13 protein-coding genes and 14 pseudogenes are annotated in these 25525 nt (G+C 59.3%); 15 read left to right on the top strand and 12 right to left on the bottom strand.

Annotation, left to right across the window (positions count from 1 at the left end; all coding sequences use genetic code 11):
• Positions 1 to 75: 75 nt before the first annotated feature.
• A pseudogene (locus ACVW1C_RS29500) lies at positions 76 to 826 on the top strand (IS5 family transposase); the annotation flags it as partial.
• 196 nt (positions 827 to 1022) lie between these two features.
• Here the strand turns inward: ACVW1C_RS29500 and ACVW1C_RS29495 are convergent.
• Positions 1023 to 1172 carry a hypothetical protein gene (locus tag ACVW1C_RS29495; RefSeq protein ID WP_456761303.1) on the bottom strand — a complete coding sequence of 50 codons (150 nt, stop codon included), beginning with the start codon at positions 1170 to 1172 and terminating at the stop codon, positions 1023 to 1025.
• A 386-nt stretch (positions 1173 to 1558) separates the two neighbouring features.
• On the opposite strand from ACVW1C_RS29495, the pseudogene ACVW1C_RS29490 reads away from it, so the two are divergent.
• A pseudogene (locus ACVW1C_RS29490) lies at positions 1559 to 2865 on the top strand (IS701 family transposase).
• Between the two features lie 598 nt (positions 2866 to 3463).
• Here ACVW1C_RS29490 and ACVW1C_RS29485 read toward each other — a convergent pair.
• The 4 genes and pseudogenes from ACVW1C_RS29485 to ACVW1C_RS29470 form a co-directional block, all read right to left on the bottom strand.
• Entirely contained in the window at positions 3464 to 3658 is a 195-nt protein-coding gene (locus ACVW1C_RS29485) for a hypothetical protein (protein WP_456761302.1), read from the bottom strand.
• Between the two features lie 60 nt (positions 3659 to 3718).
• Positions 3719 to 4712, bottom strand: a pseudogene (locus ACVW1C_RS29480) (NAD-dependent epimerase/dehydratase family protein).
• Positions 4709 to 5143: an EamA family transporter gene (locus tag ACVW1C_RS29475; RefSeq protein ID WP_456761301.1), complete on the bottom strand. Its 435-nt coding sequence runs from the start codon at positions 5141 to 5143 to the stop codon at positions 4709 to 4711. Before ACVW1C_RS29475 ends, ACVW1C_RS29480 begins: the two are co-directional and overlap by 4 nt.
• Positions 5140 to 6579 (bottom strand): FAD-binding oxidoreductase, encoded by a 1440-nt coding sequence (locus ACVW1C_RS29470; protein ID WP_456761300.1) that lies wholly within the window; start codon positions 6577 to 6579, stop codon positions 5140 to 5142. Before ACVW1C_RS29470 ends, ACVW1C_RS29475 begins: the two co-directional genes overlap by 4 nt.
• Before the next feature lie 284 nt (positions 6580 to 6863).
• Here ACVW1C_RS29470 and ACVW1C_RS29465 point away from each other — a divergent pair, with 284 nt between their 5' ends.
• Complete coding sequence (locus tag ACVW1C_RS29465; protein WP_456761299.1) at positions 6864 to 7121, top strand: hypothetical protein; 258 nt, start codon at positions 6864 to 6866, stop codon at positions 7119 to 7121.
• 273 nt (positions 7122 to 7394) lie between these two features.
• Positions 7395 to 7523, top strand: coding sequence for a hypothetical protein (locus tag ACVW1C_RS29460; RefSeq protein ID WP_456761298.1), 129 nt, complete (start codon positions 7395 to 7397; stop codon positions 7521 to 7523).
• A 584-nt stretch (positions 7524 to 8107) separates the two neighbouring features.
• Here ACVW1C_RS29460 and ACVW1C_RS29455 read toward each other — a convergent pair.
• Together ACVW1C_RS29455 and ACVW1C_RS29450 are read right to left on the bottom strand one after the other, a co-directional pair.
• A complete protein-coding gene (locus ACVW1C_RS29455) occupies positions 8108 to 10057 on the bottom strand; it encodes a hypothetical protein (RefSeq protein WP_456761297.1) in 1950 nt (649 codons plus the stop codon).
• Between the two features lie 730 nt (positions 10058 to 10787).
• Positions 10788 to 11829: pseudogene (locus ACVW1C_RS29450) on the bottom strand (IS110 family RNA-guided transposase).
• A 77-nt stretch (positions 11830 to 11906) separates the two neighbouring features.
• On the opposite strand from ACVW1C_RS29450, the gene tnpA reads away from it, so the two are divergent.
• The 3 genes from tnpA to tnpB (ACVW1C_RS29435) are packed head-to-tail and all read left to right on the top strand — an operon-like array spanning position 11907 to position 12554.
• Positions 11907 to 12302, top strand: a complete 396-nt coding sequence (tnpA, locus tag ACVW1C_RS29445) for an IS66-like element accessory protein TnpA (RefSeq protein ID WP_456761296.1) — start codon at positions 11907 to 11909, stop codon at positions 12300 to 12302.
• Positions 12299 to 12451, top strand: a complete 153-nt coding sequence (tnpB, locus tag ACVW1C_RS29440; protein ID WP_456761295.1) for an IS66 family insertion sequence element accessory protein TnpB — start codon at positions 12299 to 12301, stop codon at positions 12449 to 12451. Before tnpA ends, tnpB (ACVW1C_RS29440) begins: the two co-directional genes overlap by 4 nt.
• Positions 12414 to 12554, top strand: a complete 141-nt coding sequence (tnpB, locus tag ACVW1C_RS29435) for an IS66 family insertion sequence element accessory protein TnpB (RefSeq protein WP_456761294.1) — start codon at positions 12414 to 12416, stop codon at positions 12552 to 12554. Before tnpB (ACVW1C_RS29440) ends, tnpB (ACVW1C_RS29435) begins: the two co-directional genes overlap by 38 nt.
• 288 nt (positions 12555 to 12842) lie before the next feature.
• Here tnpB (ACVW1C_RS29435) and ACVW1C_RS29430 read toward each other — a convergent pair.
• Positions 12843 to 13915: pseudogene (locus ACVW1C_RS29430) on the bottom strand (IS110 family RNA-guided transposase).
• Between the two features lie 39 nt (positions 13916 to 13954).
• On the opposite strand from ACVW1C_RS29430, the gene ACVW1C_RS29425 reads away from it, so the two are divergent.
• Positions 13955 to 14170: a hypothetical protein gene (locus ACVW1C_RS29425; protein WP_456761293.1), complete on the top strand. Its 216-nt coding sequence runs from the start codon at positions 13955 to 13957 to the stop codon at positions 14168 to 14170.
• A gap of 13 nt (positions 14171 to 14183) precedes the next feature.
• Positions 14184 to 15097 (top strand): annotated as a pseudogene (gene tnpC / locus ACVW1C_RS29420) (IS66 family transposase); the annotation flags it as partial.
• Here the strand turns inward: tnpC and ACVW1C_RS29415 are convergent.
• Positions 15098 to 15607, bottom strand: a pseudogene (locus tag ACVW1C_RS29415) (IS5 family transposase); the annotation flags it as partial.
• Positions 15608 to 15687: 80 nt separating this feature from the next.
• Here ACVW1C_RS29415 and ACVW1C_RS29410 point away from each other — a divergent pair.
• The 4 pseudogenes from ACVW1C_RS29410 to ACVW1C_RS29395 form a co-directional block, all read left to right on the top strand.
• Positions 15688 to 16128 (top strand): annotated as a pseudogene (locus tag ACVW1C_RS29410) (IS66 family transposase); the annotation flags it as partial.
• A 315-nt stretch (positions 16129 to 16443) separates the two neighbouring features.
• Positions 16444 to 16659, top strand: a pseudogene (locus ACVW1C_RS29405) (ATP-binding protein); the annotation flags it as partial.
• A gap of 472 nt (positions 16660 to 17131) precedes the next feature.
• A pseudogene (locus ACVW1C_RS29400) lies at positions 17132 to 18072 on the top strand (IS21 family transposase); the annotation flags it as partial.
• An 8-nt stretch (positions 18073 to 18080) separates the two neighbouring features.
• Positions 18081 to 18313: pseudogene (locus tag ACVW1C_RS29395) on the top strand (ATP-binding protein); the annotation flags it as partial.
• A gap of 325 nt (positions 18314 to 18638) precedes the next feature.
• Here ACVW1C_RS29395 and ACVW1C_RS29390 read toward each other — a convergent pair.
• Positions 18639 to 19793, bottom strand: a pseudogene (locus tag ACVW1C_RS29390) (IS630 family transposase).
• Here ACVW1C_RS29390 and ACVW1C_RS29385 point away from each other — a divergent pair.
• Positions 19763 to 20799 (top strand): annotated as a pseudogene (locus ACVW1C_RS29385) (IS630 family transposase). The pseudogenes ACVW1C_RS29390 and ACVW1C_RS29385 overlap by 31 nt on opposite strands.
• 137 nt (positions 20800 to 20936) lie before the next feature.
• On the opposite strand, the pseudogene ACVW1C_RS29380 reads toward ACVW1C_RS29385, so the two are convergent.
• Both ACVW1C_RS29380 and ACVW1C_RS29375 read right to left on the bottom strand, forming a co-directional pair.
• Positions 20937 to 21839: pseudogene (locus tag ACVW1C_RS29380) on the bottom strand (TauD/TfdA dioxygenase family protein).
• Between the two features lie 282 nt (positions 21840 to 22121).
• Positions 22122 to 23258 carry a threonine aldolase family protein gene (locus ACVW1C_RS29375; protein ID WP_456761292.1) on the bottom strand — a complete coding sequence of 379 codons (1137 nt, stop codon included), beginning with the start codon at positions 23256 to 23258 and terminating at the stop codon, positions 22122 to 22124.
• A 1020-nt stretch (positions 23259 to 24278) separates the two neighbouring features.
• Here ACVW1C_RS29375 and ACVW1C_RS29370 point away from each other — a divergent pair.
• A complete protein-coding gene (locus tag ACVW1C_RS29370) occupies positions 24279 to 25382 on the top strand; it encodes a saccharopine dehydrogenase C-terminal domain-containing protein (protein WP_456761291.1) in 1104 nt (367 codons plus the stop codon).
• Positions 25383 to 25525: the final 143 nt, after the last annotated feature.

Here is a 25525-nt window from a genome sequence, read left to right as displayed (position 1 = left end):
GACCTGGGCGGTGTGGAGTCTAAGGATTCTCTTTTGAAAGCAAATCAGATTAAAGGCTTCTTTTGAAAGGCCGCCTTGGGTGTGATGGATCGGTCGGTGTTGCGCGACGCGGCGCGGGAGCGGATGGCGCGGTTGATCATAGGTCGGCCAGACCAGAAGGGCTGAACCGGGCGCGACAACCGGATGTTCGTGAAGGGGGTGCCTTTGATCGCGCGTACAGGCTCTCCCTGGCGTGATCCTCGGGAGGCATTCGGGGAATGGAACAGCGTGTTCCGGCGCTTCAGCCGATGGAGCATCAAGGGAGTTTGGTGGCAGATCTTCGAGGCGATGTCCGATGATCCAGACTTCGAATATCTGATCGTCGATTCGACCATCGTCCGGGCGCATCAGCACGCCGCCGGGGCAAAAAAGAGAGGGTCTGATGATCAAGCGATCGGACGCTCACGCGTCGGCTTGAGCACCAAGATGCACATGGCCGTTCGAGGTTTGGGATGTCCCGTGCGCTTCACGCTCACCTCAGGCCAGAAGGGCGATGCACCGCAAGCCGCATTAATCGAGGGACTGCCCGCCGAGGTGGTCATGGCCGATACAGCTATAACGCGGATCACTTGCGCCGGGCCATCGCAGCCAAGGGCAGTCATCCCCAACAATCCCTCCTGCGCCCTCAAATATACGCTCGACAAACATCTTCTATGCCCAGCGCCATGTCGTCGAATGCTGCCTCTCAGAACTCAAACAGTTCCGGCGCCTCGCCACCCGCTTCGACAAAACCGCCCGAAACTACCGAGCCGTCGTTACGCTCGCTGCCATCGTCCTATGGATGCGACAAGTGTTCACACTGCCTAGTATGGTCGCCTGTCCCAGCGCAGGCTCCGCCCCTTATGCCTTCAGCCGACTTCGCTCTTCACGAAAGCCTTCACGACGGAGGTAACGCCGCGTGCGAGATGACTGGTTGAGTGCATCGATGAAAGGAATCGACATAATCGCGCGTGCAGATCCGTGGCGGCTCCAGACCGGATAGTTTAGGTTGTATTCGGTGAAGTCACCGGCACATCGTAGTCGCGCGGGAGCAGCGCTCCTACGAAGCCGGAGAGCGCTTGCCGACCACCGGCCGCAGCACCGTTAGCAATACTGGCCGAAGTATTGGAGCTCGCCCCGATCATCAGACTCATGTCCGGACCTCCTTGACCCAGTCGGTCGAGCACACAGGTGCCGATCTCGGCGGAATTCTATTGTCATAGAGGACGTTGATCACCTCGATCGCGATGCATGCCTCGCCGACGCCCCAGAAGGTACCTGAGCATGGTCATGGCCGTATTCGGCGTGCCGTAGGCATTCACGTAGACATCGCGCCTAGCTATTATCGCGCGATGGCACTTTGCCGGCGCCGAGCGACTTCGCCAGCGCCGTGATGTCCAGCCACCACGCCGCAATGCTCGAAGGCATAAAACCGGCAGGCTCAGCGTGCGCCTAGTCTTACTGAGTCAGAGTGTCGCGGCCCTTGTCGACAGGAATCATATATTTGAGAAGACTCACTTTTCGGCATGCGGGGGCTGAGATGAGTCTGACAAAATCGGGAGACGTAGCGTCGCGGTTTTCGGCATATATTGAGGGCCTTGCGAGTGTGATCGGCCATGCGGGACGCGCCAAACCGCTGCGCGACTACTGTACCGGGCTGATGATGCCTTGCGATCGCAAGAGCGTCGAGCCGATGGCGGCGATCACGGCACCTGAGCGGACAGCAGCGCAACATCAGTCGTTGTTGCATTTTGTCGGTCAAGGTGACTGGTCGGACCAGCAAGTGTTGGCCAAGGTCCGTGAGTTGGTGCTGCCGGGCATCGAACGCTGCGGGCCGATCGAAGCGTGGATCATTGATGATACGGGCTTTCCCAAGAAGGGGCGGCATTCGATCGGCGTTGCGCCGCAATATTGCGGCCAGTTGGGCAAGCAAGACAATTGTCAGGTGGCCGTATCTCTTTCGCTTGCGAACCATCATGCGAGCTTGCCGGTGGCCTATCGGCTCTATCTCCCAAAGGAGAGTGGGTGACGGACCGTACACGTCGGCGCAAAGCCGGAGTCCCCAAGGAAATCACCTTCAAGACCAAGCCGGCAATTGCACTTGATCATTTGCGCTGGGCCTGTGCGGTGGGCTTGCCACGCGGCGTGGTCCTGATGGACGCCGGCTACGGCACCGACACCGCTCTGCGTGGGAGTATTACCGAACTGGGCCTGAGCTACGTGGCCGGCATCTTGCCACAAACCTCGGTATGGGCGCCCGGAACCGGACCGAGGCCGCCGAAGGCATGGTCGGGGAACGGACGACCTCCGAAACTGCTACGGCATGACAGCAAACACCGACCGATTTCGGTCAAGAAGCTTGCGATCGGTCTGCCAGCGCATGCTTGGCACAAGATCACGTGGCGTGAGGGTACGGCAGAACCGTTGTCTTCGCGGTTTGCCCGTGTGCGCGTCCGTCCGGCACATCGAGATTACTGGCTCGCCGAAAGCCGGCCCGAGGAATGGCTGCTGATCGAGTGGCCAGAGGGCGAGGCAGCACCAACCAAATATTGGTTTTCAACGCTTGCGGCCAACATTGGATTTCGTCAGCTGGTCGATATTGCCAAGCTGCGCTGGCGCATCGAGCGCGACTACCACGAACTCAAACAGGAGGTTGGCCTTGGTCACTTCGAGGGACGAAGCTGGCGTGGCTTCCACCACCACGCAACATTGTGCATTGCCGCCTACGGTTTTCTAGTCTCCGAGCGAGAGACGATTCCCCCCTCAGAAACAGCCGCCACCAAGCTCTTCAAGGAAGCTGCTATTCCCGCAACCTATCGGCCGAGGGGATCCGCCATTGCGGCCTGAACGGCACGTTCCGAATTCGATTGCGACCGTCCGACGAAGATTGAGCGCTGCGCCCGTCGTCACACTATCTCGATGCCCTTGTTGCATAAGGGCAATCTCAAGTCAAAATGGCTATCGAAATTTATGACGCAGTAAGACTAGACGATGCTACCGCCGCCCTGGATCGTATCGAGCATTATTGCCCCATCTATCGCGGCGGAAGGCATCCTCCACCGCACGATATCACCGAACGATACGCGCAACGTGTTGTCGTTGAGCCGGAACTCGGCGCGATAGAGCGTGCCGTCAGTGACGGCGAGCGTTCCCTTGGTCTTCGAGCGTCCCCGCCCTCCCTCCGACAGGCTCGGGTGAGCTGAGCGCGGCTTCGATGGCCGTGGAACCTGTAAAGCCGAAGAACACCAGGTTAAGGTCGCTCGGCGAGCAGGCCGCGTGGCTATGCGCGAGCACAGCTCGGGTGCCGCGAGATAAATGGGATCACAATTCCCGCCGATTCTCCTCCGAGGATAATCTTATTTCGCGCCGCGACGATGCGCGGATGGTTTGTGGGGAGCGCTAGAGAGCCAAATCCTCCGAAGAAATCGAGCATCTCTTGGTGGTCCTAGTCGTAGTAATAAATGTTCTCGGCACGCTCGACCCTCACCTTGTGGAAGCCAAGCAGCTTCGTGAAGTGCAGCTGGCCGGGATTGATGTGCGTCTTGAAGTGGTCCGTCGTCTTGGTCTCGGACAGCGCCTTGGACGTTATCAGGTCCGGCCGCGCGATCGAGGCGTGCGGCAGTACGAGCGCCTCGGCCACCCAGGGCCGCCTCGTTCGTACGAACTGGTCTCGCAAACGCCTATTTCGACCGGAACGTGTTCAGGGGCTGCGAGGGCGTTTGCCGTCCCTCTTGGCGCGGTATTCGCTGTAGGCGGCGATCAGCATATCCTCGTCGCGGTATTGCGGTGCCCAACCCAGGTCCCGCTTGCCCTTGGAGACGTCGAGCACGCAAATCTCGTCGGCGATTAGATACTGCTCTGGGATCCATCAGCGGCATGTTGAAGAGATCGAGCAAGTCGAGCATGCGCTTCACCGCCCAGGCTGGTGTCGGCAGCAGGAATGATTTCGAGCGTGCGTGCCTAATCAGGTCGCCAAGCAGCTTGCGCACCGGTGGCGGGTTGAGCGAGCCCAGATTGTAGGTCTCATTCGGCACATTCGCTTTCCAGGCGAGTCGCGCGGCTTCCGCGCAGTCGAAGACGGAGATAAACTGGTAAGGGTTCTTGCCCGAGCCGATCACTGGCACCGGAAGGTTCCAGTCAATCAACTTGAACAGCTTCTCCAAGATACCGAGCCGGCCAGGGCCGATGATCAGGCGCGGCCGGAACAGCGAGATGCGCATGCCGCGCGTGCGCCATTCTTCTGCTAATTCCTCGGTCTTCAGTTTCGATAGACCATATTCGCCAAGCGGCCCGACCGGATGCTCCTCAGTCATTGGATAGACGATGGTGTGGCCGTAGATCATGTCCGTCGTGAATTGGACCAGCCGCGGCGCATCCACCTTCGCCATGGCCAAAATGATGTGCTCCGTGCCGTGATAGTTGACCGGCCAGAAGAACTCGTGCCGTCTGGCGCGCACTTGGATTGGCGACAGCATCTTGGCCGACAGGTTGTAGACCATGTCGTCAGGCTTGATGCCGACCGCCAAAACCGAAGCAGGGTCGGTCACATCGCAGTACACGAAGCGGACCTTTCCGTAATGCGGCAGGTCCCTCTTGTTGATATCGGCGACGACGACTTCACCGCCATCAGCCAGCAGCTTCTGGACAAGATAGCGACCGACGAAGCCGTCCCCGCCAAAAATGATGTGCCTCATCGTACGAGCTCGCTTGTCTTGACGGTTGCAGGAGTAGTCGTCGCCGGAGTCTCCGTAGGGCTCCCTCCGCTCTGGGCGATCAGCACGGTGCCAACACAAATGAAGCCGATGCCAGCCATGCGGAACGCGTTGAGTTCCTCGCGGAACATGAAATGGGCGAACACGGCCACCGCCACATAAGCAAGGCTGAGGAACGGATAGGCAAACGACAGCTCTACCTTCGACAACACGTAGAGGTGCGAAGCCATGGAGATGACGATGGTGGAGATGCCAAAGAAGATCCACGGGCTGAACGCGATCTGCAGGATCTTCAGGATCGGGTTTACGCCGGCGAAGGACAGCGATCCGAGCTGCATCACGCCGTATTTCAGCATCAGCTGTGCCGCGCCGTTCGTCAGAACCGTAAAGATCACAAAACCGATATATTTCACGTCTCCCCCTCCGCTGTGCCGTCTATCGCCGCTCCTGTAAATCGGTTCAATTTCAGCGAATTCGCGTTTATGTATCCCACCTGAATTCCTTCACTAGGACCCGAGCACCCTGCCTGCTCCGTCGACAGCCGCATCGCCGTGCGCCGCCAGAAATCGGACAGGAAGGCAGGATCGCGATGCGCCTCGAGGTCGCGCCAAGCCGGAAATGAGGCGGCGAAGACCTCCGGCGCCATCCGTGCGTCCTTGTAGGGATTTACCGCGCCGCCAGCCTCGATAGTGATCCGATCGAGCTGCTCCATTAGCGCTAACGTCTCGGCTCCGCGGTTCGGAAAGTCCAACGTCAGCGTGTAGCCTGACCTTGCGAATGAGATGAGCCCCGGCGAGGCGACGCCGCCAAAACGCTTGAGCACCGTCAGGAAGGAGCCGTGGCCGGCCTCTCGCGCTGCGGCAAGCAGAGTCGGAACGATCTTGCGCGCCTCAGCTTCCGGAATGACGCTCTGGTGTTGGTAGAGCCCTTTTGGCCCGTACAGCCGGTTCCAGTTGGCCACGCCGTCGAGCGGAAAGAAGAACCGCTGGTATCCGGCCTTGTGTTTTCCGCGCGCCTTGCTCTTCTTCCAGTAATAGACTCTGTTGAACAGTTTCAGGACTTGGCGGTTGAGTACGCCCACCGGCTTCCGGAACGGCACCCCGAGCCCCATTCCGGCTGCACTCGCCTTGTGCGCGCCGTACTCCGCGTGGTTGCCGGTGATCAACAGCCCGTGCCCTTCTTGCCGGCCAGTGGCCAGCTGGTCGGTCCAGGCAACAGCATACTCGTTGGCTGCATCGGCCGTCTCGGCGAGATCGAAATATTCATCAAGGCCGCGGAAAGGCGTGATCTCCTCCTCAATGTCGAGCGACGGCACGCGCATCAGGCGCACAGTGGCCGAGAGGATCAGGCCGTTCAGCCCCATACCGACGATGGTCGCAGCAAAAATCCGAGACTTCGAGCCCCGCGTCAGGCGGTGGGTTCGTCCGTCGGAGTTGAGCAGCGTCAGCCCCTCGACATGACACCCAAAAGTGCCGCGACGATGATGGTTCTTGCCGTGGACATCGTTGGCGATCGCACCTCCCAGCGTAACGAACTGTGTTCCAGGAACGACCGCCAAAAAAAAGCCGTGTGGTGCCACGTGGGCGATGATGTCCGATAGCAATATGCCCGCTTCGGCTTCAATCATCCCGGTCGCAGGATCGAAGCCGAGGATACTGTTCATCGATCGCATGTCGACCACCGCACCCTGCCCATTGAGGCAACTATCACCGTAGCTACGGCCGTTGCCATATCCGAGCAGCGAACCAGCTTCCGCCGTTCCAGTTTTTAGTAGCGCGATCGCCGCGTCGGGGCCGAGCACCTTCAGCATGGCCGGATTGGTCAGGCCAAAGCTACGATGGGAGATCATGGCATCATCACCGCGATCATGAGAAGCAACGTGCTTCCTTCGGTCATGAGTTGCCTGCGGCAGTCGCGGACAATGACGAGGATCAGGTGTATTTGATCAGATCTCGCCCGCTGCAAAGCGCATCGTGCTGGCATTTTCACATTCTCCGCGGGACTGTCGCCGTCAATGCCTCGTTTGCGGAGGAGACGAAGCAATATGCGTGCCCGAAGACAAAACTCATTTAGATAGAAGGCGATCGATCCGACCGGTGGTGTTGCATCTCCGACATTCGTCGAGCATCGCACATGCCAACCGACATTTACCCGTTGCAGGGTTGGTTGACAAAATGGACCGCCATCCAGTCAACGATGACATCAATCTACGACACTCAAGCGCGATATAGGATCGACGCAAAAGGAGCGATTGCCCGGCCATGGAACGGCGATCTCAATCAATTGCCAGGTCAGCGAACTGACTTGTTTACGGCGGGTATCGACCGCAACATCCACGAGCTAAGGGCGGCCGTTGCCCGGCCATGGAGCATCAGACCGGTCGAGGAATAATCGTCTCAAGACGATCAAGTGCCATATTTATACATAGCCATAACACCTCGCCAAAATGCAAAATGCTTGCCCACGCATGATGGGGCACCGGAACAAGCGGAATGCGGAAGACGCTACATTGGGGTGCTGATGCTCTCTCCCAGATTGATGTTGTCTAATTGCCTCGCTGACGTAAATTTTATTGCGCATTGAGACTGATCTGCTGGTGCAGAGTTGTCTTCGCGATCGGCATGGTCTGCCGCACGATAGAGCTTCCCGGAAGGAGCATTCAATGTGGACGAAGCACTTGCTGAGATAGCAGCGCAATCCCATCAGCGCAATGGCTCAGTGTCTGGCGCGGACCACCAAAGCGCTCAAATCTTGAAAGTTATCCGCGATGTGCACATCATGATCGCCAGTTGATGGGGCCAGCTCACTGTACCTGATCGCGAAAGCCAAGAAAACGGTGATCGCGATGCTCTGGAATGGTGATCACGACCGTCTGGAACGCGCATCAACGATGCTAACCATCGCGCGCTCAGCTAATGCAAGATATCCCAAATGGGATTTGAGCACGTGTTGACACGCACGAATTTCGGTCGGCGAGCGGATTTCCACGACGTTCCCCGCTGCAACGTAAGGGGCAAGGTGAGCCCGCGGCGTGGTTCCACGGTATAAGCGCGTCGATTTCGCTTCTCGGCCAGCCGTTGGCGATACGCTGAAGCGTTAGGCTCGCAAACTCAGCAACTGATAGCCGATCGCTCACCCACTCTGCCAGACGAGGTCTCTTTGCCCCCTATGGTGCACGGGGTAGTTGGCGACGTATTCCTTGATTAGACTAGCTTCTAACCGGAGCAGTTGACGCGATTGTTGATGCCGTGGTGCGAGCAGATTTGGAGGATGTGTCACAGATCGGCTTGCCGCCATCTCAATCGTAGGCTTGGGCCGAAGGTCAGTTTCCGCGGAGATTCGGCTTCCAAGGCCGCCTTCTACAGAGACTACAGCGTTCACCATTGACTCCATTTCGACCTGGGCGCGCGGTGTTGTCTGGCTTCACGGCAGGATTGCTCCGCCTTGGCGACAGGTCGCACGGGCTTCAACAGAAATTGTCTGTGAGCACTCGGAAAATCTCCGTCGTTGATAGGGGTTTCGAACGTAACCGCGGCGATGTAGTCCGCCTGCCCGGCTCCAAAGGAGGCCATGACACCGGCTTGGTCAAGATGGCGCGGACCGTCCGGTTCGATCAGTATCCACGCTTTGGCCAGGTCGACGCAGTTCTCAAGTCCGAGTGCTTCGACCGCGACTGCGTTAGTGCCGGGAAATCCTCCGATCAGCGATGGCAGACCGCTCCAATCGGCTGCTGCATAGTAACCGCTGGGAAAAGACCCGATCAGCCATGGAAGACCGAGCGCTCTCGTCTCGAGTACATACAGCAGGCCCGGCGAACGGCCTGAGAGATCGATCACCGGAGTACCAACCTCAAGGCCAGCTGTACGTGCCTGGGTTCTGGCCGTGGACAGATAGTCATGAAAGGATTGCGAGAGCAGCAACTTTCCGCCACCGGGCATGGACGTGACTGTGGTATAGCCGCGCAGATCTTTTACCTGACGGTGTGGGTTGAGGATACCACCGTTAACGACTGATGCAGTGAGCAACTGTGCCAACACCGTCAGTGGGATCAGGGTAGCGAGGCTACGTCCCAGTTGCGCAATAGGGCTCAGGAACGCAACGACCGCGAGCATCCAGAACAAGGCGTCCTTCGAACCCATGAACCAATAATTGCTATTAGAGCCTAGTGCAAACAAGTGCGGCAGGACCAAAAAGATTAGCGCGAAAGCGACGCTGGTGGAAGCCTGGGTACGCAGAACCAATCCCTCACGATAGAGGATCGCCCCCAGACATATGAACGCCGGGACCAAGAACAGGGTCGTGGGCTCGATGCTGATCGGATCAGCCCCCATCAGCGTAATCGCTATTGTTACAATCAACGCCGCAGCGAGAGCCAGAGTTGAGAGCAACTTATGCGTAGATGCTATGAGAATGGTTAGCAGAAATGCTGTTGCGACCGACACAGCGATGACGAGTTGCAAGCGACTGGTGGGTAGCCGGTTGATCCGGAGCATGAGAGACAGCTCGTGCCCGGCACCCAGCAGGGCTGTCACCTCAGCGCTATTCACCATGCGGATCACCAGCCCAATGATGCCGCCGTCGATCAAGTAAGCGGTCACGGTCAGTAGAGCGAGAGCGACTATCGCCGCGCCAAACATGGGCAGTAGCGACTTTCGGCGCACAACGACGACATAGAGCATAACGACGAGAGCAATGGCCGCAGCGGTGGTCGGCTTGGCAATGAAACAGCACCAGCCGCCAACGCCGACCAAGATCCACCCCAGGACTTGGCGGATGCGTCCTGGCCTTTCGGCGAGCAGCAAGCCGATCATCACCAGCATGAGCGATTGAAACGTCAGTGTGTAGTAGCTGGGGGTCAGCATCCAGTTGCGAAAATCGACTAACGCCAGACTGGAGATCCCAGCCGATAGCACAGCCGCCTGAGGCCGGCCCACTGTCCAAAGGCGCCGTATCACAAGGAAGCTGAGAATCCAGCCCGGAGCCATCGTGAGCGCGACGTTCGCCATGCGAAGAGCCGCGATGTCACCACCGGCCCACTGATATGGCCAGTGATAGACGAAGCCGAAAAGGGTCGGGGGAACACTGATTGCATAGGCAGACGGGTTCGCGATGGAGTTGAGGTGGGCACTTTCGTCACTGAGATCGAGACCGTAGCTCGAGTAGTATAGCACCCAAGTGAAAAGCATTGCTGTGGTTATAGCGGACAGAGCCAACAACGTCCGATCCAGCACCAACAGTTTCGTTCCGTCGGCAAAGCGGTTATCTGTTGACATGACCCCTTCCTGCCAGCCTCGTAGAGAGCCGCCCAATCCAATGGAAATCAGCATCAACAAGCTTCTAAGTGACCTGAGCTCCTTAATCTGCTCCTAAGATCGGTAGGGTTGATCACCCGGGTGGGATGAATGTGAGCGTCGCCGATAGGTCTGCCAAGTTCGCGGAGTTTACACGAGCTCGAGACGGTACCGAAGCGTATATTTTAAGTAGTCAGCTCCCGAGCCGGGAACGTCTCGATAGTTGGACCGCGCATCCGAGCCTTTCACGGTATCCTCCCGGCGGCGTCCGGCGGCGGCCGCCTTGTGTAGTTTGAGAGGCGGCCGCCCGAGGATTTGACCTTATGTATGGTCCGGCCGCGCGTTGCGAGAAGATTCGTCGAATTGGCGGCGGCGGTCTTGCATCAATGTATCCGGCCTCTGATTGGAGCGTTTGTGCTCCGGGCCATCATGGATATCAGCGCGCGTGCGTTCTGATTAGTCTACAGGCCTCGAACGGGCCATTAAGGTCACCAGTGTTCGCACACGCTCGGAAGACCGATCCTCCATTTTGTCTTGTCTTCTCGCAGACCTCGGCTGGAGACCGTTGATGCGGCTATGTCATCGCCTGCTCTCCTGATATTGCGTAGTTCCTTTGTTCGGACTAAAGGGCCGTTCCTTCGTCCCGGCCCGCAGATCGTCGATCGCGTCGCGCACAGGGGCGGTCAAGGCCGGCCGTCGCTCTTGGCTTACGGCTGACTGGACGTCGCCAGGCCGCGCCTTGACAGCGCCGAGCACGGCGCGAGGATCAGGCAGGTCGGGCGTCTGTATCGCCGATCCTCGTTATCTCGAAGGCGCGTCCTTTGGCCAGCACCGCCCAGGCGATGCGGGCAAGTTTGTTAGCGAGCGCGATTGCGAGCACATTGTGGTGTAGCCGCTTCTTGGCGGCTTCGATCCAGGACGTAAACCCGTAACGTTCCCAGTTTTTTATCCTGACCAGCACGACCATGCCGCTTGCACGCAGATAGCGATTGCCAGGCCTCTAGACTTTGCCAAGGATCGTACGGTCTCCCGTCAAGATCTGTTTGGGTACCAGTCCAAGCCAGGCGCCGAAGTCGCGGCCTTTGGAGAATACGTCTCCAGTGCCGATCGCGGCCACAATGGCGCTCGAAATAATTGGCTCGATGCCGGGCACCGTCATCAGGCGCGAACATGCCTGATCTTGACGGGCAAGAGTTTCGATCTCTTCAGATAGGCCATTGATGCGCTGATCCAGGCGGCGCTAATCGACTGCCAAATCCTCGATGACACGCAACATGCGTGGCGATAGGGCATCGGTGCGCGTCGCAAGAATGGTGGACAGTTCTGTGCGTAGGAATCCGATGCCGTGTCGCATGGCGATCCCGCGCTCCAGCATAAAGGCACGAATCTGGTTGATGATCGCGGTGCGTTGCGACACCAGTCGCTCGCGCCCCCGATGCAACGCCTGCACATCTGCTCGGCGGTCTTGGTCGCGACAAACTCGTCGGGCGTTGCACGGCCTCGGCAATCGCTTCGGCATCATTGAAGTCGTTCTTCTGTCCCTTGCTGTAGGGGCCGACGTATTTGGCCGGCATCAGCCTGGCATCGTGACCAAGCGATGCGAGTTTGCGGTTCAGGTGATGTGCGCCGACGCACGCTTCCATGCCGACGAGGCAACGCGGCATATTGGCGAGTCGTGCTTCTACTTAGCCACGCGACCACTTTTGCCGCAGCACGATGGCGCCGCGCGCATCGTGGCCCACGACGTGGTACGAGTTTTTGCCGATATCGACGCCAATCACGGCGATCGCAGTATTCGGTGTAGACATGGTGTGGCTCCTTGTCTTTGGCGCCCTTGTCAGCTTCGTTTAGTGGCGGGGCTGGATCGCGGCCGGTCACGTGGCGAATGCAGGTCAATGTGTTGGGCGCCGAGCGTCGGCGGCGATGGAGTTACGACGAGAAGGTCCGCCTTGTCGAAGAGACCTTGCAGGCCGGCGAGACTGTTTGTGGGGTGGCGCGGCGGCATGGCGTGGCACCGAGCCTGTTGTTCACTTGGTGTCGACAAGCGCGCCAGGGCCGCCTGGGCGGTGATACCGTGCCAGCTCTTGTTCCTGTTGAGATCACACCTGCGCCGGCTCCGGTATTGATCAGCACGCCGCAACCGGCGTCTTCCCCGCCTGCGCAGCGTGCAAGGGCTGGAATCATCGAGATCGAGCTTGGCGGCGGCTGTCGCGTTCGCGTTGACCGGGACGTCGACGGTGAAACGCTGCAGCGGGTTCTTGAGTTCCTGCGACGACGATGATCCCGATCCCGAGCGGCGTCAAGGTCTGGATCGCCACTGGCCACACTGACATGCGTCGCGGCATGCAAAGCCTGGCTCTTATGGTTCAGGAGAGCTTGAAGCGCGATCCCCATGCCGGCGATCTCTATATCTTCCGAGGCCGCCGGTGACCTGGTCAAGATTCTTCGGCACGATGGGCTGGGCATGTCGCTCTACGCCAAGCGTCTGGACCGTGGAAGGTTTATCTCCTATGGCCTTTGTCAACCGTTTTGAACACAGCTTCCCGACCGCTCCTTTGGAGACGGGATATTTTGATGCATACGATCCGCATGGGTGAGGACGCCGAGTGTTCTCGACGGTCGCTCAGACTCCTATGCGGGGATTGGTTACCCCATGATGACGGTGCGTCGGAGGGCTGCCTCGCTCTGGCCACGGACGTAGGCGACACGGCTGTCCAAGATAAACTCGAGGGTTCCCTCTACCGCGCTCGGCGTCCTCGCTGATGCGGATCGTAGGATGCGTGGTCGATCACGCGCCTAGCGGGACGCGCTGGCCGATGGACTAGATGAAGCCGAGCAGTTCCCGCGCAACTGCACAGTCGCGACAACCGAGCGTTTCCCGCGCGCGGTTAGCTTCCGGTGGGTCTTGTGAAGGCGTAGCTGGGCCTTCCAGGCTAGAGCAGCAATATCTTGTGAAACTGGCGGGCAACGCTCTTTCATCCACTGCCCGACCTTCGGCGTTGTCCGATAACTCCAGGCAGCTTCACACAGCATCGCCCGTGCGATCGAGCTTCCGGCCTTGGTAATGCCGCGCGGCCTTACCGTACCGCCGCTGCTGTGCTCGCCGGGAGCGAGGCCGAAGTAGGCAACGAGTTGCCGCGGATGAGCGAGGCGGGAGAAGTCTCCGACCTCAGCGAGCACAGTGGCGGCGACGATTGGACCGACACCCTTCAATGCTTGCAGTGCCTGCATCTGCTTGGCCCATGGCGAGCCCGTGATCACTTCTCGGATTTGCTGCTCGATTCCTGCCTTGTGTGCCTCATTATGCCCGAGCGCGTTGAGGTAGGTCTGGAACGCAATCTGTTGCGCTGGATGGCCGAACGTTCTGTTGCAGAGCAACATCCGGTGTCGGCGGCTCCAGGCTTTACCTTCGAAGCGCAAGCCGCAACGGAGCATGAACGCCTGGATGCGGATGCGATCACGGCGGACATCTTGACCGGCTGCGCGCCGCGCTCTTACCAAGTCGCGCAGTGCCTCATGAAGCGCGTCTGGTACCCAGACATAGGTGAGCTCACCGGCCCGGTGCAGACGAGCCAGAGCGATGGCGTAGCGCCGATCATTTTTGATCCGCTCGCCCGGCTTTCGTGGCGTCAGCGATGGGGCGCACACTCTGCAGATCATCCCCATTGCCGAGAGTTGACGCTGAACGTTGTAGCCGCATGACCCGGCCTCGTAGACGAACTCGACGACACCGTGTCGACGCGCCAGACTTCGAGCGAGCTTGCCGATTGCTGTCGGATCGTTCTTGATCGTGCCGACATGTCGAACCTCACCCGCTCGTCCAGCGTCCGCCACCGCTACAGAAATTGTCTCCTTGTGCACGTCGAGACCAACGAAGGCACAAACACCTTGCATAGCATCTTCTCCTTCCTTGCCGGGCACCACGCTCGGTCGATGGCCAAGATGGAATCCTGGGCAGGAAAAGGCCATGTCATCTGGCCCGCGGCGTCGGCCGGCGCGGTATCGATCTCAGCGGCGCAGATGACCTATATGCTCGAGGGCATCGACTTGCGGAAATCCGCAACTGAGTTGGCGATCGCAAAGCGCTGGCTGGCGAAGAAATCTGCGGTTGCCGCCATTTGGGGGAGTCACATCGCGCCCGATCTGTGATTCACTGCGTCACATGAATGCCGATCGTGACGCTGTTCCGGATGACGTTGCCGCCCTGAGGAAGGCGCTGGCAGTCGAGCGCGCCAAGGATTTGGAGATCGCGGCTGAACTCGCAATCGCCCGCGCAAAGGCATCGGAAGACGAGGCGCTGATTGCACAGCAGAAACTGCAGATCGACAAGCTGAAGCATCAGATCTACGGCCAACGGTCAGAGCGCCCGGCGCGGCTGATCGAGCAGTTGGCATTGGCGCTCGAAGAGCTGCAAGCCGACGCCACCGAGGACTAGCTTGCGGCGGAACAGGCCGTGGCCAAGACGACGACGGTGCGCGGATTTACGCGCAAGCGCGCTGAGCGCCAGATCTTCCCTGAGCACCTTCCCCGGGAGCGGGTGGTGATCGAAGAACCTACGGCTTGTGAATGCTTCGGCAGCAATCGCCTTCGCAAGCTACGCGAGGATGTGACGCACACGCTGGAGGTGGTGCCGCGCCAGTGGAAGGTGATCAAGACGGTCCGGGAGAAGTTCTCCTGCCGCGATTGCGAGAAGATCAGCCAGCCGCTGACGCCATTCCATGCCGTCGCTCGAGGATGGGCCGGCCCGAGCCTCCCGGCCATGATCATGTTCGAGAAGTTCGGTCAGCATCAGCCTTTGAACCGCCAGGCGGAGCGCTACGCTCTGGAAGGCGTGCCGATCGCGCTGTCGACCATGGCGGATGCCGTGGGATCGGTCTGTGCGTCGCTGGATCCCCTGCTGCGCCTGGTGGAAGCCCATGTGATGGCGGCCGAGCGGCTCCATGCCGATGATACGACCGTGCCAGTGCTGGCCAAGGGCAAGACCGACGCGGGACGGTGCTGGTCTACGTCCGGGACGACCGGCCCTTTAGGGGCGCGGGCCCGCCGGCGGCGATGTTCTATTACTCACGCGACCGCAGCGCCGTGGACATCCTGAACGTTGGCGGGATGCACGTGGACTGCCAGCAGCAGACCATTGGTGTCGGTGACGATGTGCCGCTTGCGTCCGTGAAGGCGCTTGCCGGGATCGAAGCCACGTGGCCCGCCGGCCTGCGTCGTCGGAGCCTTTTGGCTATCGATAACTGCCGCCGTTGGTCCCGGCTTGCGCCCGAGTTTCCGCCGCGCTTGCCGGACCAAGGCTCCGACGATCCGGTGCCACCGGCCACTGTCGCGCCAGGCATAAAAATCGCCTTGGACCGTCGAGTACGGCGGGAACTCGCTCGGCAGAGCTCGCCATTGGCAGCCAGTCGACAAAATGTAGAAGATCGCCTACACCACCTCGCGCAAATCGACTTCCCGCGGGCGTCCTTGTCGCTGCCGCGTCGGCATCTTCCGGGATATCAGCGCCCACTCCGCATCGGTCAGATCGCTTGTGTAGCGCAGCCCTTTGCGTTGATACTCGACACGAGTGATTTCGGTCCACGGCATCGTGCCCTCCCTCGAATCTTCGCAAATCCGAAGGAATCACAGCCAACCGAGATCACTCACTCCTTTTTCAGTCAGGCTCTCAGGTGCATCTGGCCCGGTATGCCGGCATCCTGCAGGCCGACGCCTATGACGGGTACAACCAGTTCTATCTGGCCGGGCGCCAGCCCGGACCGATCCGGGAGGCTGCCTGCTGGTCGCATGGAAGGCGCCCGTTCTTCGCCATGGCCGACATCGAAGAGAATGCGCGGCGCCAGGCTGCGGGCAAAAGGGAAATCCCGCTCTCTCCGATCGCGATCGAGGTCGTGCGGCGGATCGATGCCCTGGTCGAGACCGAACACTCGATCAATGGCAAGAGCGCCGAGGAACGCCTTCAGGTGCGGCAGACGCTGAGCCGACCCTTGGTCGAAGATCTGCAGGTCTATATGCGCGAACAGCTCGCCAAAGTGTCCCGCGGCCATGACCTGGCCAAGGCCTTCAACTACATCCTTGAGCGATCGACGAGCTTCACGCTGTCCGTTGAAATTGAAATTGAGATCGAGGATGGGGTCATCTGGGTCTATGGCGTCGGAAAAGATGGCGTCAAGGTGTTCACCGGCTTCGGCATCGAACGCCTCATCGAGCTCATCCAAATTTAAAAGAAAATCCGGAGTTGCTTAGGCGCTGGCCGTCAGAACAATCCAACCGAGCCCGCGGCCTAGGCCGAATGCGTACTGAGCTGGCGGCGCGCGAACAGTGCAAGCGCGCGACGTTGCTGAAGCTGGCGACGATGTCGGCGGTCAAGACGTTGGAGTACGACTTGAACACCGGCAGCGGTGGCTCAACGCGCAGATCTTTAGATCGGGTACCTGCGGTTTGGGCGCGAGGAAGCCACTCTGCTCTTCACCGAGGTCGCCAAACGTTGCGAACGCGGCTCGATCGTGCTTGCCAGCAACCTATCGTCCACGCAGGGGGCCGAGTCTTCGCCGACGATCAGACGTTGATTGTCGCCATGCTCCTTCGCCTGCTGCATCACGCCCAGCGTCCAAGTCAGTGGCGAAAGCTATCGCCTGCGCGGTTCTGGGAGACATGATATCCCAAGCCAAGTCCCTCCCGAGATTTGGAATTCCATACTGCAAATGATCCGGGATACGTTCCGAAGGCGGCAGCCGGCGAACCTACGATTTCGCACTTCGGCATGGCATGCGAAGCGCGGGTGAGGTCCCATCCGTTGTGGCTACCGAGCCAACGACCTCGCGGCAAAGATCGTCGCCACAATGCTGTAAACGGAAGCGCTGCAAGGCTCACCAAGGTGGAATTGATGGACCGCGCTTGGTTTCTTTCGAAGGGACGTGGATCAAAAGCAGCATGGCGCCGCTCTCCGGCTGAGGACCAAGTGGTCAACGGGCCCAAGTATCGACGCATTTCGGCTAGCAGTTGCAAGCTGGACGACGGCGATCCGGAAGGGACCCCGCCGTCTGGCGATCTCGGCAGGCTGGTTGTGCAAGTAGTTCTTCGCCCAAGAGGATCGCTCGCTAGCGCCGACACATCACCGATCACCGGACGAGGCCTACGAGAAGTGGCGTCAGACCGATACCCGCCAGTCCCCCCGCAGGCGTCGTTCAGTATGTCAACCGCCTATCGGATCGAGCGAGATCCCCCACCTGCCATCGCAGAAAAAGGAGCCGCGGAAGTCGGCGGTCGGATCCTTTGGCCGGCGTGTTTGAGACCGAGATTGTTCCGATGCTAAAGGCCGCGCCCCGTCGTGCGGCCGATTGCGGTCTTCGAGGAGATATTCCGGCGCCATTCTGAGCTCGGAGCCGGAATCCGCCCAGCGCTGGAGCGCCGGATTCGTGCCTGGCAGACGATCCACGGCGAGGAACAGGAGGTGATCTTCCGCCTAACCCACGAAGTGGGCTAGGTCGGCTCCTCCGGTTTCACCGACATCAGAGAGCTTGGGTCGCCCTCGCTGGCGCGCCGCTCAATCGTCGCCTCTATCACTTCCGGTTGGCTTATTGCGGGTTTGAGCACGCCCACGTCGTGTTCGGCGCTTCAGTTTGGCCGAAGGGCCGCAGAATACCCCGTGGTCGCTCAGTGGGACACCGCGAGAGCATCGGACCGAATGGGCTGCCTTCTGCAATCTCGATGGCAATGCGAGGATGATCTGACTCGGCGGCACGAGGACCTCTGCGCCCGCTACGGCTGTGACCTTCCCTCAACAATCGCAGAATCGCCCACGAGAACGTGGCGATCGGGAGCTCGCATGGCCATCTCAAGCGGACGATCGCCGATGCGCTGTTGCTGCGCGGGATTGCCGACTTCGATGATCTCGCCGCCTACCGCCGCTTTATCGACAAGATGGTCAGTTGCCGAAATGCCCGTAACGGCAGGCGGATCGACCACGAGCGCGCCGCCCTGCGGCATTGCCGGGTCGCGCACCTCGGATTGTCAGCGTGACGTCAAGCGGCGGCTTCACCCTGCAAAGTGTTCTAGCCAGATCAGCTCGCGTTACGAGCGGCGCTCCAAGGATCACCGTCAATCAGCCATTCGGCGAATGGAATAGGGTCTTCCCGAATGTCGCCACGACACTCGCTCCCATCGATCGCCTCGGCCCCACGCCACCAACGTCGAGATGAACGTGGAGAACTATCGCAGGCGCGCCGCACTCGAACGCAAACGCGGATCGAGATGACGCCCTCGCAGGCTACAACCCAAACCCTCGCTGATTGACGCTCCGCGACAATCACAACCAACAAAATTCTCGCGCGCGAAGGGTTCTCGGCAATAATCACGACGCCGCCATGTTGGCTCGCCATCCTAATTGTCGCGCACTTCCCATCCTCAGATTGTCGCGCTATACTAACAACAATCTTCATCGTAACCATTGCGCTAGATCAGCTCAGGACACGTGGCTCATCGACGGCGTCATTATTGGAAAACATCTTTACGCTCTACATGGTGCCCACTCTGGCAAAAGGCGAGATCGTCGTTCTCGACAGGCTCGGAAGTTAAAACGGCGAACCCCGCCCGCAATGCAATCCGTGCTTCCGAAGTTCTATTCCTGTCGCCCTACAGCCCCGGATCTCAATCTGAGAGACCGTCCTGGACCGGAAGTTCGCAACATCGCGTCGTATTCTGCTGGGGCATTGTAACGGCAGAAGCGCTCGATGGAAGCAAGGATGTCATCGGCGGGTTTGGTCCCGCGGTGCGGCTTGGGATCGGCGTTGTGTTGGTCGATGAACGAAGTGATGTCAGCCCTGAGGGCGGCGACGCTGCGATATACGCCGCGCCTGATCTTCTTATCGGTGAGGAGCACGAAGAAGCGCTCGACCTGATTGAGCCATGACGAACTGATCGGGGTCAGGTGCACATGCGAACGTGGCCCTTTTGGCCAGCCATCGCCGGATCTGCGGGGTCTTGTGCGTGGCGTAGTTATCGATGACGAGATGGACGTCGAGTTCACGCGGCACGGCGGCCTCGATCTCGTCGAGGAACTTGCGGAACTCAGCGGGGCGGATGCCGTCCGTAGCATTTGCCGATCACCCGTCCGGTTGCGATGTCGAGGGCGGCGAACAGCGATGTGGTACCGTGCCTTTTGTAGTCATGGCTCCTTCGGGCCGGCTGACCGGGACGCATCGGCAACATCGGCTGGCTGCGGTCCAGCGCCTGGATTTGCGACTTCTCATCTATCACAGAACGATGGCATGCTACGGCGGCGAGACATAGAGGCCCGCGACGTCGCGTACCTTGGCCACGAAGTTTGGATCGGTCGAGCGCTTGAACAGCTCCAGCCGGTGCGGCTGGAGCCCGAAGGCCCGCCAGATGCGTTGCACCGTCGACACCGACAGGCCTCTGGCCTTCGTCATGCCGCGGGAACTCCCATGGGTGACGTTCTCGGGGCAGTTCTCCAGCGTTCCCACGATCACGGCTTCGATGCGGGCATCGTCAATCTTGCGCGGCGCCCCGGACGCGGCTCGTCGTGCAGTCCGGCCACGTGCCGCTCTACAAAACGCCGCCGTCACTTGCCCACGGTCCGTCGTCCGAGCCCCAGCTTGGCCGCCACTTCGTTGTTCTGACCCTCCGCGCAGGTCAGCACGATATGCGCTCTAAGAGCCAGCGCCTGCACCGTCTTCCGACGCATCGTCAGCGACTGTAGTTCGGTACGAACATCATCGCTCAATATCAGGGCTGCAAGTTGCCGGGCCACCATCAGATCCCCTATCTGAGCGGTGCCGCGCGATCCTGCGGTGTGCGGATGGATTGCCAAGCAAGTCCGTGGCTGCCGAACTCGGCCTAACACACCGTTGGCAAGTGGCGTCGCCGATTTTTGAAGGACCGCTGTGATGGCCTGCTTGACGAGGCGCGCCCCGGCCGCCCTCGAACCATCAACGACGATCAGGTTGCCGAAGTGATCGAACGAACATTGCGGACGACGCCAGCCGACGCGACGCACTGGTCGATCCGCTCGATGGCTGCGGAAAACCGGCTTTTCCCACACCACGATCCGCCGAATGTGGGCAGCGTTCGGCTTGCAGGCGCACCGTAGCCAGACATTCAAGCTGTCGAGCGATCCGCTGTTCGTCGACAAGGTACGCGATATCGTCGGCCTTTACCTATCCCCGCCGAACCGAGCCCTTGTCCTCAGCATCGATGAGAAAAGCCAGATTCAGGTGCCCGATCGCGAGCAGCCGGTCTTGCCGATGCTGCCCGGCATACCGGAGCGTCGTACGCACAGCTATGTGCGGCATGGTACGACGACGCTGTTTGCCGCGCTCGATGTCGCCTCGGGGTTCGTCATCGGCAAATGCTACAAACGCCACCGGGCAGTCAAGTTCTTGAAGTTTCTAAAAGAGATCGATGCTCAAGTTCCTGAAGGCCTCGATGTCCATATCGTCATGGACAACTACGCCACCCACAAGACACCCAGGATCAAGGCCTGGCTCGCCCGTCGGCCGCATTATCATGTCCACTTCACGCCGACTTCCGCGTCATGGATCAAGCAGGTCGAGCGCTGGTTCGCTGAACTCACCAGAAAGCAGATCCAGCGCGGTGCTCACACCTCCGTCAGGCAACTCGAGGCCGACATCCGTACCTTCATCGACCTGCACAACAGAAACCCGAAGCCCTTCAAATGGACCAAGTCCGCCGACCAGATTTTGGCTTCCGTCAAACGCTTCCGCCACAAAGCCCAGCAGACTTTATGCGGTGAACTTTAGATTCACGTGACTAGTGACTCGGGACACTAGCATGTCTTCGCCAAACTCAAACATCTAGGTCCGAGCGGCAGGGCCTTGCGATGTCGAGGCAACCTGGCGACGGCCGACCAACGGGAGTGCGCAAAGTACGTCAAAACTCAGGTTATGTTGGGCGCGGGCTGCTCGATGAGCTTGATACGCGCCACACTGCGCCGACCGTCGACACTGACCGGAACCTCGCCGTCAATCATCGCACGATGAACGACACGAGGCTGATCGCCGTAATCCATAGCCGCATAATGCATCGTGATGCGGTTGTCCTAGATAGCGACATCGCCCTGCTTCCAATTCCAGCGCACAGTATTTTCCGGCGCAATGATATGAGACTCAAATAGATCAAATAATCTCTGACCGTCACTTTTTCGGACGTCAACAAAACGTTCCAAATAAGAGCCGAGCACCAGGGTGCGCTCACCCGTCTCGGGATGGACACGTACGACAGGATGCTCGATCTCCAACCTCACTCGAATATGGGCGTCATCAAAATGATTCTTATCGGCTTCGCTAGGGCTGTCAAATATGACGAGGCTGTGAACAGCCCAGAGGTCGTCGGCAAGCCGTTGCAGTGGCGGCGGCAAGTCCAGATATGCTGTTGCGGTGTTCGACCACACCGTGTCGCCGCCGAGTGGCGGTATCACAACGGCCCGCAGCACCGAAATCTTGGGATAGGCATCTCGGCACGACCAATCCCTGTGCCAAACGTCAGCTCGGAAGGGTGGGCGTCTCGAAGCAATCTCGAGGATCGAGGTAGTTCCGTTGTTAGCAGCAAACGTCGGATTTGGCGCAAGCTTTCCAAAACGCGCAGCAAAGCGCTCCTGCTCTACGTCGTCAAGATGACCCTGGTCGCGGAAGAATATGACTTTGTGATCAAGCAGCAGGCCGTTTATCATAGCGATGGTCTGGTTAGGCAGATCGCTCGTTAGCCGAATATTCCTGATTTCAGCGCCGATACGCGGCCCAGGTTTTACAACATCGGTACGCGGAATGACATTATCGATCAAAACCCTTTCACTGAATCCCCGCGGCCACCCTGCGGCCGCAGCAGAAGAACAACCGGCGGTAGCCGAACAGCGGCGCTCGTTGACAGGGTTTTCGTGGACACGTTGGCGCACGACAAAGGCGGTTAGCTCGGTAAAAGACGTAAAGACACGTTTGGTAAATGCTGGCAGTGGCTATTCCGAAGCGAGACGCGTTTCGGCAACATCACCAAGAGCGTCTTCAACGACCGGAACGTGTTGATATCCACAAAGGCCGTTTTCACGTATCTTGTCTCCTCCCCGTCGTCAGGTTGCTTGCCTGACTGCGGTGATGACACGTTCGAGACGCTGGAGGGCGTCCTCTACATCCACGCGGTCCACATCGAGGTGAGTCACCATCCGGACAACGTTTGGAAGCCACGGCATTACCAGCAAATTCTCCGCCCTCGCCCGCTCGGCAAATGTCGCGGCGCTCATACCAAACAGGGTGACGTCCAGCATCACGATGTTCGTCTCGACGGCTGAAACCGCGATCGCAGGCTCGATCATCCGCGCCAGTCCGACGGCAAGCGTCCGAGCGTTGGCGTGATCGTCCACTAGGCGTGCTTGGTGGTTACGGAGCCCGAAGAGTGCAGCCGCGGCTAGGATTCCTGCCTGGTGCAGCGAACCACCGTACCACTTTCGGTAGCGGCGCGCAGTCTGGATCACTTCCGCGGAACCTAACAGGACGGAGCCGGCCGGTGCGCCCAACCCTTTCGCCATGCACACTGATACTGTATCTACATCTCTGCAGTACTCGGAGGGCGCGATGCCCGTAGCCACGCAGGCGTTCCATAAGCGGGCGCCATCCATATGGATCGCGATCTTACGCTGGTCGGCGAAGCAACGTAGTTCGCGGATGGCCGCCAACGGAAAGACGCGGCCGCCGGCCGCGTTGACTGTGTTTTCGATGCACAACAGCCGTGGAACGGCATAGCCGAAGCCACGTGGCTTGCACAGCCAAGCCTTCTCCACGTCGTCGACGGTGAGCACGCCGTCGATGGTTGTGCATGAATTGAGCGTCACGCCCGCAAGGCAGGCGCTCTGTGCGCTCTCAAAAAAGTGAATGTGGTAAGATGCATCGAGAATAGCCTCCCCTCCCGGCTCGACGAGGCAACGCAGAGCGATCTGGTTGCTCATCGTGCCCGTGGGCATGAAGATGGCCGCCTCTTTGCCGAACAGCGTGGCGCAGTACGTTTCCAACTCGTGCACCGTCGGATCTTCACGATAGAGATCGTCGCCAACAGACGCACTGGCGATGATGGCGCGCATTGCGGCTGTTGGGCACGTAATGGTATCGCTACGCAGGTCGATAATTCGGGTGTTCGCCTCTGAGACTTCCGTCGTCGTCGGCGCGCCATTGCTGTGATGGCCGTGCGCGTTGCGGCCGCACTCCGTTTGCATGTCGAACTCCTTACACCTGACAACTGACATCAGCGCTAGTCCAATAGTTACTAGCTTCTGCTCCGATTCAATCGTCACTCCTGGTAGTTGACCGAGGAAGGAACGGTCTCTCAATGTCATCAAGTTGGAGCTTTTCGGCGAACCTCAAACAAGAGACCAAAAGCGAAAATCTGTGATTAGGTCGAAGTTGCATGCGGATCAGGTCTGTTGCATGACGACTGCCGTTAATCTCTTGTGCACCGTGCGCGCGACCCATGTAGGCATACTACTGCAAACGGGACTCGTCTCGTGTCAGACATGGACTGGCAGCGCTGGGCGGTGCTAATAACGTGGGCTGTCAAGACGAATGTGTCTTTCTGCATCGATCCGCTGGAAGCAGTTGCCTACCTCCGGCGATCGGACATCTTTAACACGGCAGACAGTTCACCCGGCGCGCCGATAGCGGCCGCGTGCGCATTTCAATGGGCGACTGCGACCGCCGTATGGACGACGCCTTCATCGCGCCGCTGCGGCGCTGGCTCAAGCACGATGACTTCTGTCTCAAGGCTACGCCCCGACAGCACCACTAAGGCGTTGCCCACTACCTACAGCGCCCCCCAAGTAGCAGACAGCACTTTGATACGAGGAGATCGGAGCGGCCGAGCGCCCCGCTAACAAACCGGTCCCGCGATCTCAGCAACTCTACGGCGAAGGCCGCCGGACCCGGAAACTCGAGCTGGCTGCCTTTGAGGTCGCAACCGACCGGCGACTGCCCCTAATTTCCGCTTGATCGCGGAGATACTTGCCTGCAAGGCCTTGGCTAAAACAACCGGTCGATTGAGAAAAAGCCTAGCACCGAGATGTCCGCGGCCTCAGTGAGCTCGACTGAGGAAGTGAGCTCGACTGAGGAATTTATTTTGGATTATCCACATCGTTAGTCAATCTGCTAAAACGAGTAGGTCGAACCGCGCCTGTTGTCGCTATAAATCGTCAGATTGTTGCCAAGACTCATGACCATCCAAGCTGCAAAAGGAGAGAAACATGAAGGAGGTTATCCTCATCGGCGCAGGCAAGATCGGTGGCGCGATTGCAACGATGCTAGCCCATACGGGCGATTACCACGTGACAGTCGTCGACCGCAGTGACGAGCAGCTCGCCGGGATCGACCGCCATCCGGCGATTTCCCGTGCGATTCTTGACATCGCCAGTAAGGAAAATCTGGCGGCCGTGATCAACGGTAGATTCGCCGTGCTTTCGGCGGTCCCCTTTCATTTGACGGCACACATCGCCGAGGCTGCACTGGGGGCAGATGCGCACTATCTCGATTTGACCGAGGATGTCACTACCACAAAGAAGGTCGAGGCTCTGGCTCGAGACGCCGAGCGTGCATTCATCCCCCAATGCGGTCTGGCCCCCGGCTTTATTTCAATCGTCGCCAACGATCTTGCATCTCGCTTCGATCGCCTCGACAGTGTGCGCATGCGCGTCGGCGCGCTGCCGCGGTATCCGTGCAACGCACTCAACTATAACCTGACCTGGAGTACCGAGGGTCTGATCAATGAATACATCGAGCCGTGCGAAGCCATCGTGGAAGGTAGACTGGTGAATGTGCCAGCCATGGAAGAACGAGAGGAGCTTTCGCTCGACGGCGTGACCTATGAAGCTTTCAATACCTCCGGCGGCCTCGGCACGCTGGCAAGGACACTGGAGGGTAAGGTACGCACCATGAACTACCGCACCATCCGTTATCCTGGCCATCAGGTGATAATTAAGGCTCTGTTGAACGACCTAAATCTGAAGAACCGCCGCGAAGTGCTGAAGGATCTGTTCGAAACCGCACTACCCGCAACCATGCAGGATGTGGTCGTCATCTTCGTCACGGTCTCCGGCTGGCGAGACGGGCGCTACCTGCAGGAAACCTATGCAAACAAGATCTATGCCGGAGTTGTCGCCGGGCGCAGTCTGAGTGCCATTCAGATCACCACCGCGGCCGGCATTTCCGCCGTCTTCGACCTTCTGGCGCAGGAGAGGCTGTTAGCAAAGGGCTTTGTCCGACAAGAGGAGATCGCACTGCCGGACTTTCTCGGCAATCGGTTCGGGCAGCTTTACAAGCCAGAAGCGGTGTCGGCGAGGCGAGCCCGATAAGGCATTCGCGTGCCGTCAACATCCGTTGCGAATGCCATTAAACGGTCCGGGATCCGCCTTCTTTCCGCAGCAGAGGCCAAAGAGCTCCTTAGGCTCAGTAGGTGTCTCTGTTGCCTTGTACGATCACGTGAAAGCTTCGACCG

The sequence above is a fragment of the Bradyrhizobium sp. USDA 4011 genome, assembly GCF_054063415.1.
The sequence above is the reverse complement of the archived record's forward strand: the minus strand, read 5'-3'. Positions and strand labels throughout refer to the sequence as shown.

Coding starts and splice junctions, on each gene's coding strand:
- tnpA (WP_456761296.1), top strand. CDS start 11,907: ATGCAGGTCAATGTGTTGGGCGCCGAGCGTCGGCGGCGATGGAGTTAC.
- tnpB (WP_456761295.1), top strand. CDS start 12,299: ATGATCCCGATCCCGAGCGGCGTCAAGGTCTGGATCGCCACTGGCCAC.
- ACVW1C_RS29370 (WP_456761291.1), top strand. CDS start 24,279: ATGAAGGAGGTTATCCTCATCGGCGCAGGCAAGATCGGTGGCGCGATT.
- tnpB (WP_456761294.1), top strand. CDS start 12,414: ATGCCGGCGATCTCTATATCTTCCGAGGCCGCCGGTGACCTGGTCAAG.
- ACVW1C_RS29375 (WP_456761292.1), bottom strand. CDS start 23,258: ATGCAAACGGAGTGCGGCCGCAACGCGCACGGCCATCACAGCAATGGC.
- ACVW1C_RS29455 (WP_456761297.1), bottom strand. CDS start 10,057: ATGCTGATTTCCATTGGATTGGGCGGCTCTCTACGAGGCTGGCAGGAA.
- ACVW1C_RS29495 (WP_456761303.1), bottom strand. CDS start 1,172: ATGAGTCTGATGATCGGGGCGAGCTCCAATACTTCGGCCAGTATTGCT.
- ACVW1C_RS29470 (WP_456761300.1), bottom strand. CDS start 6,579: ATGATCTCCCATCGTAGCTTTGGCCTGACCAATCCGGCCATGCTGAAG.
- ACVW1C_RS29425 (WP_456761293.1), top strand. CDS start 13,955: ATGGCCAAGATGGAATCCTGGGCAGGAAAAGGCCATGTCATCTGGCCC.
- ACVW1C_RS29465 (WP_456761299.1), top strand. CDS start 6,864: ATGCCAACCGACATTTACCCGTTGCAGGGTTGGTTGACAAAATGGACC.